Genomic DNA, 15,602 nt, shown 5'->3' with positions numbered 1-15,602 from the left:
GCGCATGACGAGTGAGATCACCGGGGCCCGCGCCGAACGGGCGCACGCGACGCGGGAACTGATCCTGACCGCGGCGGAGCGGCTGTTCGCCGAACACGGCGTGTTCGCGGTGTCCAACCGCCAGGTCAGCGAAGCGGCGGGACAGGGCAACAACACCGCGGTCGGCTACCACTTCGGCACCAAGGCCGATCTGGTGCGCGCGATCGCACGGAGGCATTCGGGGCAGATCGAGGAGATCCGCCGCCGGATGCTCGCCGGTGTCGGGGACAGCACGGACCTGCGCGACTGGATCGGCTGCCTGGTCACCCCGGTGGCCGAACACCTGGCCGCCCTCGGGAGTCCCACCTGGTTCGCGCGCTTCGGCGCGCAGGTGATGACCGATCCCTCGCTCCGCCCGATCATGGTCGAGGAATCGCTGACCTCGCCGTCGCTGGTTCGGATCGTCGAAGGACTCCACCGCTGCCTGCCCGAACTGCCGGCCGAGGTCCGCGCCGAGCGCGGCGACATGGCCCGCCAGCTGCTGGTCCACATGGTCGCCGAACGCGAACGCGCCCTCGCCGAGGGCACCCCCACTCCCCGGTCCACCTGGCACGACGCCGCGACCGGGCTCATCGACGCACTCGCCGGGATCTGGCTGGCACCGGTCACTCCCGGCCCGGACGAAGGAAAAGGACCATGAAGATCACCGTCGACCAGGACAAATGCTGCGGCGCCGGAACCTGCGTACTGCTCGCCCCCGACGTCTTCGACCAGCGCGAGGAGGACGGCATCGTCGTCCTCCTCGAGGACTCCCCCGGCACCGCCTCGCACGACATCGTCCGCGAGGCCGCCGACGTCTGTCCAGGCGCCGCCATCACGGTGATCGAGTGACCCTGCTCGTGGTCGGCGCCTCCGCCGCCGGCCTCGGCACGGTGGAAGCCCTGCGCCGCAAGGGTTACGCGGATCGCATCACGGTATCGGGCGCCGAGCCGCACCTTCCCTACGACCGGCCGCCCTTGTCCAAACAGGTCCTTTCCGGGCTCTGGGAGCCTTCGCGGACCCGGCTGCGGCCGCCCGAACGCCTGTCCACATTGGACGCCGAGTTCCTGCTCGGGGACGCGGCGGTCTCGCTGGACGTCCGGCAACGGACCGTCCGCACGGCCTCGGGCCGGACCCTGACCGCGGACGACGTCGTCATAGCCACGGGCCTGCGGCCGCGCACACTCCCCGGCCAGGACGGTCTCGACGGCGTTCACGTTCTCCGCACCGTCGAAGACGCGCTGGCCATCCGGACGGCTCTGCTCTCCTCCTCGCGTGCGGTGGTCGTCGGCGACGGCGTCCTCGGTACCGAGATCGCGGCGAGCGCCGCCGTCATGGGCGTCCCCGTCACCCTGGCGGGTCCGCAACCGGCACCGCTGGCCGCCCAGTTCGGCCCGGTCGTCTCGGAACTGCTGGCGGATCTGCACACCTCCCGCGGCGTGGCCCTGCGGCTCGGCGCGGCGGTCACCGGTCTGGATTCACGCGACGGGCGGGTCACCGGCGTGCGGCTGGAAACCGGCGAGGTACTCCCCGCGGACGTCGTCGTGGTCGCGTTCGGCGCCGCACCGGCCACGGAGTGGCTCGAAGACAGCGGACTGGCGCTGGCGAACGGCGTCGTCTGCGACTCCCGATGCCGCGCGGCGGAGGGCGTCTACGCCGTGGGCGATGTGGCCCGCTGGTATCACGAAACACTCGATGTGGCCATGCGGCTGGAGAACCGGACCAACGCCACCGAGCAGGCGGGCCACGTCGCCGCGGTCTTGCTAGGCGAAGACCGGCCCTACACCCCGGTCCCCTACTTCTGGACCGACCAGTTCGACACCAAGATCCACGTGCACGGAACCCTGTTCGCGGACGCCGAGATGTCCATTGTGGAGGGCTCTGTGGCAGGCAGTCGCTTCGTCGCGCAGTACCGGCGCAATGGCGTGGTGACCGGTGTCCTGGGCTGGAACATGCCCAAACAAGCCCGGTCGCGCCGCCCGGAACTCACCGGGGTTCTCGTTGGAGGAAAGCCTTGACCACCACACCGTCGTTCCCCGCCGCCCGAGCGGCGGGGTGCCCGTTCGACCCGCCACCCGCCATCCGGTCGCTGCAAGAGGAGACGCCGCTGGCCCGGGTCCGGCTCTGGGACGACAGCACGCCATGGCTCGCGACCCGCTACGCCGACCAGCGGAAACTGCTCTCGGATCCCCGCGTCAGCGCCGATATCACCCGGCCCGGCTATCCGAGCCCGACGCCGCTGCGAGGCGGATCCATCAGTTTCATCCTGATGGACGATCCCGAACACGCCCGTCTACGCCGGATGGTGACCGCGCCGTTCACCATCAAGCGGGTCGAGGCCATGCGGCCCGGCGTGCAGAAGATCGTGGACGACCTGATCGACGAGATGCTCGCCGGGCCGAACCCCGCCGATCTCGTCACGGCGTTCGCGCTTCCGGTGCCTTCGCTGGTGATCTGCCGGCTGCTGGGTGTCCCTTACGGCGATCACGATTTCTTCCAGGACAACAGCAACGTCCTGATCAACCGCGAGACCACCCCGGAGGCCAAGGCCACCGCGGGCGTCGCGCTGGGCGAGTACCTCGACAAGCTGATCGGCGAGAAACTCGAGAAACCCGGCGAAGACCTGCTGTCCGGTCTCACCGAGCGGATCCACGCGGGTGAGCTGACCCGGCAGGAGGCGGCCGAGATGGGCGTCCTCATGCTGATCGCCGGGCACGAGACCACCGCCAACATGATCGCGCTGGGTACGCTGGCGCTGCTCGAACACCCGGACCAGCTAGCCCTGCTCCGCGAGACGGATGACCCGAAGCTGGTCGCCTCCGCCGTCGAGGAACTGTTGCGCTACCTGCACATCACACACAACGGACGTCGTCGGGTCGCGCTCGAGGACATCGAGATCGCCCGTCAGGTCATCCGGGCGGGTGAAGGCATCATCCTGGCCAACGACATCGGCAACCGCGATCCCGACGTCTTCCCCGAGCCGGACCGGCTGGACCTCCGCCGCGACTCGCGCCGTCACGTGGCCTTCGGCTTCGGCGTGCACCAGTGTCTCGGCCAGCCGCTGGCGCGCATGGAACTGCAGGTCGTCTACAGCACGCTGTACCGGCGCGTTCCCACCCTGCGGCTCACCACCGGCCTGCCGGAGGTCAAGTTCAAGCACGACGGCTCGGTTTACGGGGTGTACGAACTGCCCGTGGCCTGGTGACCTGAGCGACCACGATCCGCTATCCGGCGTGGGGAACCGGCGCCCTGTGGGCTGCCGGAGCCCGTTCGGCCGGGTCCAGCGCAGTACGGCTGCTGGGGCGGACGCGGGCCGGTCTCCTTTCGGCGCTGTCCTCCCCCGCGACCACGACCGACCTGGCGTGTGCTCTTGGCGTGACGCCGAGCGCCGTTTCCCAGCACCTCAAGGTCCTGCGGGATAGCGGACTGGTCGCGCGCGAACGGTCCGGCCGCAGCGTCCTCTACCTGACGACCCCACTCGGTGAACGGCTACTTTGACGATCAGAGGTCGATCAGCTCGACAGTCACCTTCGCTACATCTCCCTCCTCGATCCCTTCGGCCTTGCGGACCGCCTTCTTGACCGGCAGCACGTAGGCGCCACGCTTGGCGTCCGGGAAGATCGACGTCTTCCATTTGCTGCCGCCGATACCGACCTGGACCCGGACCGCCCCGAACCCGCGGCGGGGGCCGTCGGTGATCTCGCGGATCTCCTCGGAGATGTCCTCGGGCAGGCTCACGAAGGTCCAGGTCTCCTCGCGGCGGGCGTCCCAGACCCAGAGTTCGGCATCGAATACGACGATCATCGGTGGAGCTTCGCATATGGGACCGACAGTTTCCGCGCGGTCATGAGGTGGTCGCGTAGGTCGAGTGGGGAGGATTCGGGACACTCAACGTCCCGAATCCTCCATCGTCGCGTTCAGGTCAGCGCATCGGCAACGCCCGTTCGAGCCCAGCGGAAACCGCGGTCTAGCCCTGCGAAGGATGCCGCAGCGACCGGGTCGTCGTAGCGCCGAGCACGCGCGACGCCATCCAAGCCAGCGCGTCGGCCGTACGTGCCGGAGTGTCCGACGGCTGCATGATGTGGCTCAGCACGGTCCGGACCACGACGTCGATCGCCACATCCAGCTGCTCCGCATCCAGCGGCGGACCGTAGGCGCGAACACGGCCGCGCAGCATGACCGTCGCTTCGCCGAGGAGGCTTCCGGCCCGCGACGTCAGCAGCGGCAGCAACTCGGTGTCGGCGCCGTGCGTTGCCGAGACGATGGCTCGCAGCAGGAGGTTGTCGTCCGCGAGTTCGAGGACGCCGCGGACGGCGTCGTGGATCGCCTCGACGAGGTCGTCGGGGTGCCGTTCGAAGGCGTCCCGGACGACCGTGAGGAACCGCGCGAGTTCGTGCGAGATCATCGCTTCGGCCAGCTGGGACTTCGAGCCGAGTTCGTTGTAGACGGTCTGACGGCTCACGCCGACGACCTCCGCGAGTTTGCTCATCGTCACCGAGGACCAGCCGGAACGCACGGTCAGCTCGATCGCCGACTCGACGATCGGCTGACGGTACGGGCCACCCGTGACCGCGACTGAGGGCGCCTCGCTCATGATCGTCATTCTAGGCCGCCGATTCCGCGGCGAACGCCAGCGCCTCCGGCCACGGGGCCCGCCCGGCGATGTGGCGCCGGTACTTCATGATCTCGCGCGGCCGGTCGATCGTCAGCGCGCCGACGATCCGGTCCCCGCGCCGGTACAGCGCGGTGAACCCGCCGGAAGCCGGAACGGCGGTCACCACCTCGTCCGCACGTGGCGTGCCGACGAATTGGATCCGGTGGTCGTACCAGTCCGACCAGAAGTACGGCACCGGCGCCAGCGCACGGGCCGACTCCGGGGCGAGCGCGTGACGAGCGGCCGCGGCTCCCTGCTCCGCGGCGTTCGTCCAGTGTTCCAGCCGCATCAGTTCGCCGTCGAACAACGGATTCGAGGCGTGTGCGACGTCCCCGGCGGCGTACACGCCGGGGGCGCCGGTCGCGAGCGTGGCATCGCACACCACGCCGCCGTCGCGCTCGTGCAGCGGGACGCCACTCCCGGCGAGCCAGCCGGTGGCCGGGACGACGCCGATGCCGGCGACCACCAGGTCCGCGGGCAGCACCTCGCCGGTCGCGAGCCGGACGCCGGTCACCACGCCGCCGTCGGATTCCAGGCCGGTGACCGTCGTGGACAGCCGCAGTTCCGTACCCGCCTCTCGGTGGAGCGAAGCGCAGACGGCGCCCGCCTCTGCCCCGACGGACCGGGTGAGCGGGACATCGAGCGCTTCGACGATCGTCGCGGGCAGCCCGCGTTTCCTGGCCGCGGCGGCGACTTCCGAACCGATGAAACCGGCCCCGATCACGACCGTGCGCGCCCCGCGGTCGAGCGCGGCGCGGACGGCCAGGGCGTCCTCGGCGGTCCTCAGCGTGTGGACCCCGGTGATTCCCTCGCTTCCGGGCAGCCGCCGCGCGGTGGCGCCGGTCGCGATCACCAGCGCGTCGTAGGGAACCGTGGTCCCCGCCACCGACACCTCGCGAGTGGTGGTGTCGAGCCCGTCCGCGGGGGCGCCGAGCATCAGTTCGACGCCGAATTCGTCGCGCAGCGCAACCTCACCGTGGAACGGCTCGATCCGCCCGGGGCCTTCCGCGTCGAGGAACGCTTTCGACAGCGGGAGCCGGTCGTACGGCGGGTGGTCCTCCGCGCCGATCAGCACGATCCGCCCGCGGTACCCGTCCCGGCGCGCGGCCTCCACCGCGCGCAGTCCGGCCAGCGAGGCTCCCACGACGACCAGCGCCATGATCAGTCCCGCAGTTTCAGGGCGAGGACAGGGCAGGCGTCGACGGCGGCCGACAGGTCCTGCCGGTATTCCTCACCGGGCCGTTCGTCGAGCACGACGACCGTGCCGTCGTCGCCGACCTCGAAGAAGTCGGGCGCCATCGCCTCGCACATGCCCAGCCCGTCGCATTTCGCGCGGTCCGCCTCGATCTTCATCATGCTCCGACCCTTCCCGGTGCCACGAAATCGACCTTCTCCCGCACGCCGCAGTCCGGGCAGCACCACGAATCGGGGATCCCCGACCACGGCGTTCCGGCGGGGAACCCCTCACGCGGGTCGCCGAGTTTCTCGTCGTAGACGTAACCGCAGCCGGGGCACATCCCGCCTTCGGTCGCGTCGCCGTGCGTGTCGGTGACGACCCGGGACGGCGCGGTGACGCGCGTTCCGTGGCGCGCCAGGATCTTGGCCCGTTTCGACGGCTGGATGTTGGCGCGGGCGATGTCGCCGTCGAAATGCGCGAGCACGCGCGGATCCATCACGCGCCGCCACACCGGCGGGACCAGTGCCAGCACGATCATCCCGGCGTAGCCCGTCGGCAAGACCGGCGATTCCGCGAAATCGCGCAGTGTCTGGTAGCGGCGGGTCGGGTTGGCGTGGTGGTCGCTGTGCCGCTGCAGGTGGTAGAGCAGGACGTTCGTGGCGATGTTGTTGGAATTCCAGCTGTGGCTGGGATCCACCCGTTCGTAGCGTCGCCGGTTCGGCGGGCCGACCTTCTGCCGCCGCATGCCGTAGTGCTCCATGTAGTTCACGACCTCCAGAAGCGAGAAGCCGATCACGGCCTGGATCACCAGGTACGGCAGGATTCCCGGGCCCAGCCACACGGTCATCGCCGCCCACAGCACGGCCGACATCAGCCAGGCGTTGAGCACGTCGTTGCCGATCCGGAACGGATGCCGGTCGCGCCGGGCGTACCGCTTGCGCTCAAGGCCCCACGCCGATTTCAGCGAGCCGAACACCGTGCGCGGCCAGAACCGGTAGAAGCTCTCCCCCACGCGGCTGCTGGCCGGATCCTCCGGGGTCGCCACCCGGACGTGGTGGCCGCGGTTGTGCTCGATGTAGAAGTGGCCGTAGAAGCTCTGCGCCAGCGCGATCTTCGACAGCCAGCGTTCGTGGCTTTCCTTCTTGTGCCCCAGTTCGTGCGCGGTGTTGATGCCGATGCCACCGATGCAGCCGATCGAGATCGCCAGGCCGATCTTGTCCGCGACGGACAGGTCACCGCGGGCGATCAGCCAGAACGCGACCACGAAACCCGCGTACTGGATCGGCAGGAACGCGAAGGTGATCCACCGGTAATAGCGGTCCCGCTCCAACCGTTCGATCACGTCATCAGGCGGATTACCGCGGTCCAGCCCGGCCAGCAGGTCGATCAGCGGCACGATCACCAGGATCACGATCGGCCCGATCCAGAACCACACACCCCAGCCGGTGGCCGCGTGCAGACCGATGGCCAGGAACGCGAGCGAGGGGACGACCAGGCCGATCAGCCACAGGTATCGCTTGCGGTCGGTCCACCGTTCGGTCGAGCCCGCCGGGATCGTGCCCGTCATCTCGCTCATCGCACCCTCCTCCGTTGGCTGGGTTTACAAAACCTTAGGTGATGTACACCCGGTTTGACAAGTGGCCACCTTTTGTAAATCCACCGTTGCTTCATTTGGTGAGAACTTGGCGATATCTTGTGTTCGTAAGGAAACTTACTTAACTTGTGAAAACACGCCGCGACCCACTTCGTCCGCCCCGAAGGAGCGCGAATGCCCCGATCATCTCGTCGGATCCGACCCGCCGCCGTGACCGCCGTCGCCGCGGCCCTGCTGGCGCTGCCCGCCACGACCGCCACCGCGAGCCCCGCGGCGAGCAGCCCCTGGCCGGGCGCTTCCGCAGTCGCGAACGCCGACGGCTCGAACGTCCTCGGCGGCAACATGAGCGGCCTGTCCTTCGGCGGACCCGACGTCCTCTGGGCGGTGAAGAACGGGCCCGGCACGCTGTACCGCCTCGTGCGCAACGGCACGAAGTGGCAGCCCGACACCGCCAACGGCTGGTCGTCGGGCAAGGCACTGCGTTACCGCGGCGGCAAGGGAGATCCGGACGCCGAAGCGGTCGTGGCCACCCCGGACGGCGTGGTCGCGGCCACCGAACGGGACGGCGACAACAGCAAGACGAGCGCGCTCAAGGTGCTCCGGTACGACGTCTCCGGCTCGGCCAAGACCCTCACCGCCAAGGCCGAATGGGATCTGACCGCGGATCTGCCGAAGGTTTCGGCCAACGACGGCCTCGAAGCCGTCTCGTGGGTCCCGGACAGCGCCCTCACCGCGAAGGGGTTCGTGGACGAGCGCACGAAGGCGCCGTACAACCCGGACAGCTACCCCGGTCATGGCACCGGCCTCTACCTCGTCGGCCTGGAGAGCAACGGGATGATCTACGCCTACGCGCTCGACCAGGCGGGCGGCAAGTACACCCGCGTCGCGAGCTTCGCGAGCGGGCTCGACTCCATCATGGAGCTCGAGTACGAGGCTTCGACCGGCAAGTTGTGGGCGGTCTGCGACAACAATTGCGGCGGTGCCTCGACGACGCTCGCCGTCGGCGCGCAGGGCAAGTTCGCCGTGACCGCCACGTACGACCGTCCGAGCGGGATGCCGGACTACAACAACGAAGGCTTCGCCATCGCGGCCGCCTGCGCGTCGGGGAGCAAGCAGGTGGTCTGGGCGGACGACGGTAACGAAGGCGGCCACGCGCTCCGCGCCGGCACCCTCTCCTGCGGCTGAGCAACCACTCCATTCCGGCGCGGATCCGCGTCGGAATGGAGTGCATCGATTCCGGCCTTTCTCCCGGCCCGTTCCTGAACTAGTTTGTCGGCATGAAATTCATCTCCCTGGCGATTCTTCCGGCGTTGGCCATCCCCCTGCTCCTGCCGTCCGCCGCACTCGCGGGCGACGGCTGGGAATCCATCGGCACCGGGATGACCTCCGGCGCCAGCGGCGTCGCCGTCCTCGCCCGCGACGGCGACCGGGTCGACGCGCTCGTCCTGCGGGACAACAAGAAATCCGGCGAGAATCGGGCCGTTCAGGTTCGGCTCGAGCACGGCAAAGTGTCCAAAGTGTACTCGATCGACTGGCCCGGCGAACTCCCGGTCGATCTGGAAGCGACGGAAGGCGTGCCGGGAAAAGCAGGCGAATTCATTGCGCTCGCCAGCGACGGAAAAGGTTTCCACATCAAGCTGAAAGACCGGCGACTGAAAGTGCTCGGCGCTTTCCAGGCCCCCGAAGGAGACCCGGACGACAATTACGAGGGTTTCGCGCTGAAAAAGGTGAATGACCGATTGTTCGCGATCTGGGCGGACCGCGGTCAGGATGCCCGGCCCGCCACGCTCTACTCCGCGGAGTTCTCCGTCTCGAAGCTGTCTTTCAAGAAGCCGAAGTCGATCCCGTTCCGGGTCCCGTACCCGGTCGCCGACGTCCGGCACACCTCGGACGTCGAGATCACCGCGGACGACCGCGTCCTGGTCTCGGCCGCCTCCGATCCCGGAGACGAGGGCCCGTTCGACTCGGCCGTGTACGACGCGGGCGTCCTCCGCTCCGACGGCTCGATCGCCCTCTCCCCCGTCCCGGCGAAGATCGGCGACTTCCCCGGGCACAAGATCGAGGCCATGACCTGCCTTTCGCGCTCGTGCGGCAGCCTGCTCTACGGAACCGACGACGAGGCCGCGGGCGGTAGGCTCCGGATCTCGACCAGGAACGACCCGGAGGACCAGTGATCAGCGAAGACCTGCGTGAACGCCGCCACAAGATCATCGAAGAGCATATGGACACCGAGGTGGCCCACGAGTTCGAGCGCACACTGGGCACCTTCGACGGCCATCCGCACTACGAGATCATGGCGACGGGGCAGATCTTCGACGGCGACGAAGAGGTCATGGCGTACTACCGCATGACCCGGACGGCCTTCCCGGACCAGCGGCACGACAACGTCCGGTACCACTTCGCCGACGAGTCGGTCATCGTCGAGTTCGACCTGCTCGGCACCAACCTCGGCGAGTTCTACGGCCGTCCGCCCACCGGCAAGGCGTTCCGGGTGCCGATCATCGCGGTGTTCTTCTTCGACGAGGACCGGATCACCAACGAGCGCATCTACTTCGACGCCGCCAGCCTGATCACCCAGGCCGGGCACGCCGAACTGCTGACCCTGCTGGCGTCGGGCGAAGTCTGAACCAGGTGACGTCCGGGGCCACCCTGGCTCAGCCGCCGACGTGCGAAAGGCCGAACGCGGTGAGGAAACCGGCGACCGTGATCAGCCCGGTCCACAGCTGCGCGTCGTCGAAGGCCTCGGGGATCATCGTGTCGGCGATCATGGCGAGGATCGCCCCGCCGGCAATCGCGGTGATCACCGCCAGGGTGGCACCGGAAGCACCACCGAGAACGCCGTAGCCGAGCATGGCCGCCACACCGCTGATCACGGCGATACCACTCCACAGGAGGAAAACGTAGCGCCGACTTCGGCCCGCCCGCTTCATCCCCGCGGCGCTGGACAGCCCTTCCGGAACGTTGCTGATGAACACGGCGGCCACGGTCACGACACTGACGCTTCCGCCGCCGAGCAGGCTCGTGCCGATCACCATCGATTCGGGGACGCCGTCCAGCAGGGCACCGAGCGCGATGGCGGTCCCGGAGCCCGCTTGCTCGGTTTCGGACGGCTGCTGGTCACCGGAGCGTTTGCGATGGCGGGCGCCTCGCCGGGCTAGCGCGACGTTGGCGAGGGTATAGACGAGCGCACCGCCGAGAGCGCCGAGCGCGGTCGGCAGGAAACCGCCTTTTTCGTGCGCCTCGGCGATCAGTTCGAAGGAGACGGCGGAGATCAGCACGCCGCTGCCGAAGGCCATCACACCGGCCACGGCCTTGCCCGGGATCCGGACCAGGAAGCCCGCCACCGCGCCGAGCAGCAAGGCCGACCCGGCCAGTAGGCCCCAGCCGCCCGCGGCCAGTAGTTCCGGCACCCGATCTCCTCCTAGCATTCCGAAACCCGTCGCTCAGTCTGTCCGACCTGGTGGCCGGACGCGCGGCGGGAGGATTGCCCCGGAGAACGCGGGGTACTCGACCGGTATGGAACAAGAAGGCGTGACACGCGACAGCCGACGGCATCCGCCGCAGGTGGCCGCCCTGATCGTCGCCGTGGCCTTTCTCGCGGTCGGCGTGCTCGGTTTCATCCCAGGTATCACGACCGGCTACGAGGGGCTGGAGTTCGCCGGGCACCATTCCGAAGCCCGCCTGTTCGGTGTCTTCGCCGTGTCGATCCTGCACAACCTGGTGCATCTGCTGTTCGGCGTGGTGGGTGTGCTCGCCGCCCGCAAACGCTCCGCTTCCCGTGTCTTCCTGATGGTCGGCGGCGGGAGCTATCTGCTCCTGTGGATCATCGGACTGGTGATCCCGCAGAGCAGCCCGGGGAACTTCCTGCCGTTCAACGTCGCCGACAACTGGCTGCATCTGGGCCTCGGCCTCGGCATGATCGCGCTGGGTCTCCTCACGACCGCGCTCGAACGCAAGGCGGGCGACTACCCGGAGCCCGATATACAGCACCAATGAAAACGTCCGGGCCCGCCGCGGAAGCGACGGGCCCGGACGCTCGGGTCAGGCTCAGACCAGGTCGTAGCGGTCGAGGTTCATGACCTTGTCCCACGCCGACACGAAGTCGCGGACGAACTTCTCCTTGGCGTCGTCGCTGGCGTAGACCTCCGCCACCGCGCGAAGCTCGGAGTTCGACCCGAACACGAGGTCGGCACGGCTGCCGGTCCACTTGACCTCGCCGGTCGCCCAGGCGCGGCCTTCGAAGGTCTCCGCGTCAGCGGACGTGGCGGTCCACTGGACGCCCATGTCGAGCAGGTTCACGAAGAAGTCGTTGGTCAGTGACCCCACCTTCCGGGTGAACACGCCGTGCGGGGACTGCTGGGCGTTGGCGCCGAGCACACGCAGGCCGCCGACGAGGACGGTCAGCTCGGGCGCGCTCAGGTTCAGCAGGTTCGCGCGGTCGAGGAGCAGGTACTCCGTCGGGAGACGGTGGCCCTTGCCGCGGTAGTTGCGGAAGCCGTCGACGGTCGGCTCCAACGGGGCGAACGACTCGACGTCGGTCTGCTCCGGCGTCGCGTCGGTGCGGCCCGGGGTGAACGGCACGTCGACCTCGACGCCGCCGTCCTTGGCGGCCTGCTCGACGGCGGCGACGCCACCGAGCACGATCAGGTCGGCCAGCGAGACCTTCTTGCCACCGGTCTGGGCGCTGTTGAACGCCTCCTGGACCCCTTCCAGGGTCCGCAGGACCTGACCCAGCGTCTGCGGGTCGTTGACCTCCCAGTCACGCTGGGGCTCGAGCCGGATGCGGGCACCGTTCGCGCCGCCGCGCTTGTCGCTGCCGCGGAAGGTCGAGGCCGACGCCCACGCGGTGGAGACCAGCTGCGAGACCGACAGCCCCGAAGCGAGCAGCTTCTCCTTGAGGGAGGCGATGTCCGCGTCGTCGATCAGCTCGTGGTCGACGGCGGGCACCGGGTCCTGCCAGATCAGCGTCTCCTGCGGCACCAGCGGGCCGAGGTAGCGCTGGACCGGGCCCATGTCGCGGTGGGTCAGCTTGAACCAGGCGCGGGCGAAGGCGTCCGCGAACTGGTCCGGGTTCTCGTAGAACCGGCGCGAGATCTGCTCGTAGACCGGGTCGAAACGCAGCGCCAGGTCGGTGGTGAGCATGCCGGGCGCGCGGTTGAGCTTGCCGTCCTCGGGGTCCGGCACGGTGTTCTTCGCCTTGCCGTCCTTCGGCGTCCACTGGTGGGCGCCCGCCGGGCTCTTGGTCAGCTCCCAGTCGTACTCGAACAGGTTGTGGAAGAACCAGTTGCTCCACTGGGTCGGGGTCGGCGTCCAGGTGACCTCGAGGCCACTGGTGATCGCGTCCCGGCCCTTACCGCTGCCGAAGGTGTTCTTCCAGCCGAGGCCCTGTTCCTCGATCGAAGCGCCCTCGGGCTCGGCACCGACGTACTTGTCCGGGTCCGCCGCGCCGTGGGTCTTGCCGAAGGTGTGCCCGCCGGCGATCAGCGCGACGGTCTCCTCGTCGTTCATCGCCATGCGGCCGAAGGTCTCGCGGATGTCGCGGGCGGCGGCCAGCGGGTCCGGGTTGCCGTTCGGGCCTTCCGGGTTCACGTAGATGAGACCCATCTGCACGGCGGCCAGCGGGCCCTCGAGCTGACGGTCACCGGTGTAGCGCTCGTCGCCGAGCCACGTGCGCTCGGGACCCCAGTACACGTCCTCGTCCGGCTCCCACACGTCCGCGCGGCCACCGGCGAAGCCGAAGGTGTTGAAGCCCATGGTCTCCAGGGCTCGGTTGCCGGTGAAGATCATCAGGTCGGCCCACGAGATCTTGCGGCCGTACTTCTTCTTGACCGGCCACAGCAGACGGCGGGCCTTGTCCAGGTTGCCGTTGTCCGGCCAGCTGTTGAGCGGGGCGAAGCGCTGCATGCCCGCGCCTGCGCCGCCGCGGCCGTCCTCGATCCGGTACGTGCCCGCGCTGTGCCACGCCATGCGGATCATGAAGCCGCCGTAGTGGCCGAAGTCCGCGGGCCACCAGTCCTGCGAAGTCGTGAGGACGGCGTCGACGTCCTTGGCGAGCTCGTCGAGGTCGAGGGTCTTGAACTCGGCGGCGTAGTCGAACCCGGCGTCCATCGGGTCGGAAGCGGCGGAGTGCTTCCGGAGGATCTTCAGGTTGAGCTGGTTCGGCCACCAGTCGCGGTTGCCCGCGCCTTCGGTGGGGTGATTGCGGCGGCCCGACGAGACGGGGCAGCCGCCCGCGCTCTCTTCGTTCATTTCGCCGACGACGGCGTCCGGGCTGTCAGACACGGGGATCCTTCCGGGAATCAGAACTAGCGGGGTTCAGGAACGGGGTTCGATCGCACAGTCGGGGCACCGGCCCCAGTAGATGACCTCGGCCTCTTCGATCAGAAAGCCTTGATCGTTCGACGCGGTCAAACAGGGGGCGGGACCGACGGCGCAGTCGACGTCGGCGATGGCTCCACATGATCGGCACACGACGTGGTGGTGGTTGTCCCCGACCCGGGACTCATAGCGTGCCACGGATCCCGACGGCTGGATCCGCCGGACGAGACCCGCGGCGGTCAGTGCCCGCAACACGTCGTAGATGGCCTGGTGAGAGACCTCTCCCAGCTCGGAACGCACGGCACCGATGATCGAGTCGGTGTCGGCGTGCGGGTGGTCGCGGACCGCTGTCAGCACGGCCACCCTCGGACGCGTCACGCGCAGGGCGGCCCCGCGCAGCATCCGCTCGAACTCCGGGGTCGTGGGCACGAGCGCAGTCTGGCTCATTTTCTGGAATGAATCAAGTTCTTGCATCCCGGGCGTGTCTCTCCTGCCCCAAGTCCGCACGCACCGAGGACACGAAGACCGAGCACCCCGAGCCCTTCACGCGCCGTGACGGTGAGTTTGAGGCCACTGGGACGATTCGGCCGCCCGGCACGGCAAGGGCGGTTACCCATATCGACGCCGCTTTTGTGGCTTTCGTTACAGATTCTCTTCAAGAATTTCACTCCGGACAAACAACTGGCCGAAAACGCATTGATCGACGATTTTCGATATCCACGAAGCGCCTCCGGTCACTGGTCTGGACCGCGTAGCGATGACCACACGAAGGTGCGAAAATCGAACGAAACTTGCTCCCGAGGCAAGGAACCCCCACTGTCACCAGAGGCTTTTGGTGCACATCAACACAAAAGTGGCATCACAGGACACCTGGACGAGTGAGTGAGCACGCCGGAGCGTCGCCGGCCGACCCGCACACGCCTCTCGGCCAGGACCCACAATTCGTTGGCAGAGCATGATTCCCCGCAGATCTGCTGCTCCGGGGCCACACGCACACGTGACCACGACTCACTTCCCCCGTGGTAGCGTCTGCGCCCTGCTCCCCACAGTCCGGCCTCATCCAGCGCACACCGTCAAGGAATAATCATGCCCGAACAAGGCTTCAACGTCGTCGTGGCGGTGGATGGTCCTGCGGCGGCGGGCAAGACCACCACCTGTCTTGAACTGGCGAGATCATTCGACCTTCGCTATCTCGAAAGCGGCAGGACTTACCGCATCATCGCTTTCGAAGCACTTCAACGGGAAATTCCGGTCGACAACGCCGGGAAGATCACCGGACTGTGTGACGACTTGATAACGGAGAGTCGTTCGGTGGGCCTACTGACTTCCGAGCGCTACGCGCCGGACAAACTACGCGCGGCCCCCGTCAACGTCGCCGTCTCGACCGTGGCCAAGATCGCGGAGGTCCGCCAGCGTGTCACCAGCCTCATCAGGCTTTGGGCCGGAGCACAGACACGGTGCGTCATCGAAGGACGAGACATCGGCACCGCCATCTTTCCCGCGGCCACCGTGAAGTTCTACTTGACCGCCAGGCCCGAAATCAGGGCGATGCGGCGAGTACGTCAAGAGCGGGCAGCCTCTTACGAGAACGTTCTCAGTGACGTGATCCGCCGAGATGCCGCCGATATGTCCCGAACGTCGTCACCGCTGGTCGCCGCGGAGGACGCCATCAGAATCGACACCTCCGAACTCACGCTCGTGCAGGTGCTGAACCGCATGTCGTCGGCGTGTCGTAACAGAGGCTTAGAGATCAACCGATAGTGCGAGTACGCTTCTGCTTTGTCTGCGACGAAGCTAAGTTGACCACGAGTATGACTTCAAGTGATCGATCAATGACGAGG

Annotated in this window: 18 protein-coding genes; 10 read left to right on the top strand and 8 right to left on the bottom strand. The window is 68.0% G+C overall.

All coding sequences use genetic code 11. The features are described 5' to 3' along the window. Positions 1 to 4 precede the first annotated feature (4 nt). Genes DL991_RS08880 through DL991_RS43235 form a run of 5 tightly spaced genes read left to right on the top strand, consistent with a single transcriptional unit; the run spans position 5 to position 3,516 of the window. Positions 5 to 679, top strand: a complete 675-nt coding sequence (locus tag DL991_RS08880) for a TetR/AcrR family transcriptional regulator (RefSeq protein WP_125782850.1) — start codon at positions 5 to 7, stop codon at positions 677 to 679. Then, complete coding sequence (locus DL991_RS08875; protein ID WP_125782848.1) at positions 676 to 870, top strand: ferredoxin; 195 nt, start codon at positions 676 to 678, stop codon at positions 868 to 870. The genes DL991_RS08880 and DL991_RS08875 overlap by 4 nt, the downstream gene beginning before the upstream one ends. Next, on the top strand, positions 867 to 2,036 hold the full coding sequence (locus DL991_RS08870) for an NAD(P)/FAD-dependent oxidoreductase (protein ID WP_233598737.1): 1,170 nt from the start codon (positions 867 to 869) through the stop codon (positions 2,034 to 2,036). Before DL991_RS08875 ends, DL991_RS08870 begins: the two co-directional genes overlap by 4 nt. Beyond that, on the top strand, positions 2,033 to 3,223 hold the full coding sequence (locus DL991_RS08865; protein WP_125782846.1) for a cytochrome P450: 1,191 nt from the start codon (positions 2,033 to 2,035) through the stop codon (positions 3,221 to 3,223). The genes DL991_RS08870 and DL991_RS08865 overlap by 4 nt, the downstream gene beginning before the upstream one ends. A 14-nt stretch (positions 3,224 to 3,237) precedes the next feature. Continuing rightward, on the top strand, positions 3,238 to 3,516 hold the full coding sequence (locus DL991_RS43235; protein ID WP_370305954.1) for an ArsR/SmtB family transcription factor: 279 nt from the start codon (positions 3,238 to 3,240) through the stop codon (positions 3,514 to 3,516). 3 nt (positions 3,517 to 3,519) lie between these two features. On the opposite strand, the gene DL991_RS08855 is transcribed toward DL991_RS43235, so the two are convergent. The 5 genes from DL991_RS08855 to DL991_RS08835 form a co-directional block, all read right to left on the bottom strand. Beyond that, positions 3,520 to 3,822 (bottom strand): DUF1905 domain-containing protein, encoded by a 303-nt coding sequence (locus DL991_RS08855; RefSeq protein WP_125782845.1) that lies wholly within the window; start codon positions 3,820 to 3,822, stop codon positions 3,520 to 3,522. 163 nt (positions 3,823 to 3,985) lie between these two features. Further along, positions 3,986 to 4,621, bottom strand: a complete 636-nt coding sequence (locus DL991_RS08850; RefSeq protein ID WP_125782843.1) for a TetR family transcriptional regulator — start codon at positions 4,619 to 4,621, stop codon at positions 3,986 to 3,988. A 1-nt stretch (position 4,622) separates the two neighbouring features. Continuing rightward, positions 4,623 to 5,831: an NAD(P)/FAD-dependent oxidoreductase gene (locus DL991_RS08845; RefSeq protein ID WP_125782841.1), complete on the bottom strand. Its 1,209-nt coding sequence runs from the start codon at positions 5,829 to 5,831 to the stop codon at positions 4,623 to 4,625. A gap of 2 nt (positions 5,832 to 5,833) precedes the next feature. Beyond that, entirely contained in the window at positions 5,834 to 6,028 is a 195-nt protein-coding gene (locus tag DL991_RS08840; protein WP_125782839.1) for a ferredoxin, read from the bottom strand. Continuing rightward, the gene (locus DL991_RS08835; protein ID WP_125782837.1) at positions 6,025 to 7,425 is read right to left on the bottom strand and encodes a fatty acid desaturase; all 1,401 of its coding nucleotides are present in this window, start codon (positions 7,423 to 7,425) and stop codon (positions 6,025 to 6,027) included. Before DL991_RS08835 ends, DL991_RS08840 begins: the two co-directional genes overlap by 4 nt. 192 nt (positions 7,426 to 7,617) lie before the next feature. Here DL991_RS08835 and DL991_RS08830 point away from each other — a divergent pair, with 192 nt between their 5' ends. From DL991_RS08830 to DL991_RS08820, 3 genes are all read left to right on the top strand, one after another. After that, the gene (locus tag DL991_RS08830) at positions 7,618 to 8,628 is read left to right on the top strand and encodes a hypothetical protein (RefSeq protein ID WP_125782835.1); all 1,011 of its coding nucleotides are present in this window, start codon (positions 7,618 to 7,620) and stop codon (positions 8,626 to 8,628) included. A 92-nt stretch (positions 8,629 to 8,720) separates the two neighbouring features. Then, positions 8,721 to 9,617 (top strand): hypothetical protein, encoded by an 897-nt coding sequence (locus tag DL991_RS08825; RefSeq protein ID WP_125782833.1) that lies wholly within the window; start codon positions 8,721 to 8,723, stop codon positions 9,615 to 9,617. Next, positions 9,614 to 10,069, top strand: coding sequence for an ester cyclase (locus tag DL991_RS08820; protein WP_125782831.1), 456 nt, complete (start codon positions 9,614 to 9,616; stop codon positions 10,067 to 10,069). Before DL991_RS08825 ends, DL991_RS08820 begins: the two co-directional genes overlap by 4 nt. A gap of 28 nt (positions 10,070 to 10,097) precedes the next feature. Here DL991_RS08820 and DL991_RS08815 read toward each other — a convergent pair whose 3' ends face one another. Next, complete coding sequence (locus DL991_RS08815; RefSeq protein WP_125782829.1) at positions 10,098 to 10,853, bottom strand: ZIP family metal transporter; 756 nt, start codon at positions 10,851 to 10,853, stop codon at positions 10,098 to 10,100. A gap of 106 nt (positions 10,854 to 10,959) precedes the next feature. Between DL991_RS08815 and DL991_RS08810 the strand changes: the two genes are divergently transcribed. Further along, positions 10,960 to 11,439, top strand: coding sequence for a DUF4383 domain-containing protein (locus tag DL991_RS08810; protein ID WP_125782827.1), 480 nt, complete (start codon positions 10,960 to 10,962; stop codon positions 11,437 to 11,439). A gap of 51 nt (positions 11,440 to 11,490) precedes the next feature. Here the strand turns inward: DL991_RS08810 and katG are convergent, their stop codons facing one another. Then, on the bottom strand, positions 11,491 to 13,725 hold the full coding sequence (gene katG, locus DL991_RS08805) for a catalase/peroxidase HPI (protein ID WP_125782825.1): 2,235 nt from the start codon (positions 13,723 to 13,725) through the stop codon (positions 11,491 to 11,493). A gap of 33 nt (positions 13,726 to 13,758) precedes the next feature. After that, positions 13,759 to 14,208 carry a Fur family transcriptional regulator gene (locus DL991_RS08800; RefSeq protein ID WP_125782823.1) on the bottom strand — a complete coding sequence of 150 codons (450 nt, stop codon included), beginning with the start codon at positions 14,206 to 14,208 and terminating at the stop codon, positions 13,759 to 13,761. A gap of 639 nt (positions 14,209 to 14,847) precedes the next feature. On the opposite strand from DL991_RS08800, the gene cmk reads away from it, so the two are divergent. Continuing rightward, positions 14,848 to 15,522: a (d)CMP kinase gene (gene cmk, locus DL991_RS08795; protein WP_125782821.1), complete on the top strand. Its 675-nt coding sequence runs from the start codon at positions 14,848 to 14,850 to the stop codon at positions 15,520 to 15,522. Positions 15,523 to 15,602: the final 80 nt, after the last annotated feature.

The organism is Amycolatopsis sp. WAC 01375 (assembly GCF_003947325.1).
Classification (GTDB): Bacteria; Actinomycetota; Actinomycetes; order Mycobacteriales; family Pseudonocardiaceae; genus Amycolatopsis.
Note: the sequence above shows the minus strand (reverse complement) of the source record. Positions and strands in the feature narration are given on the sequence as shown.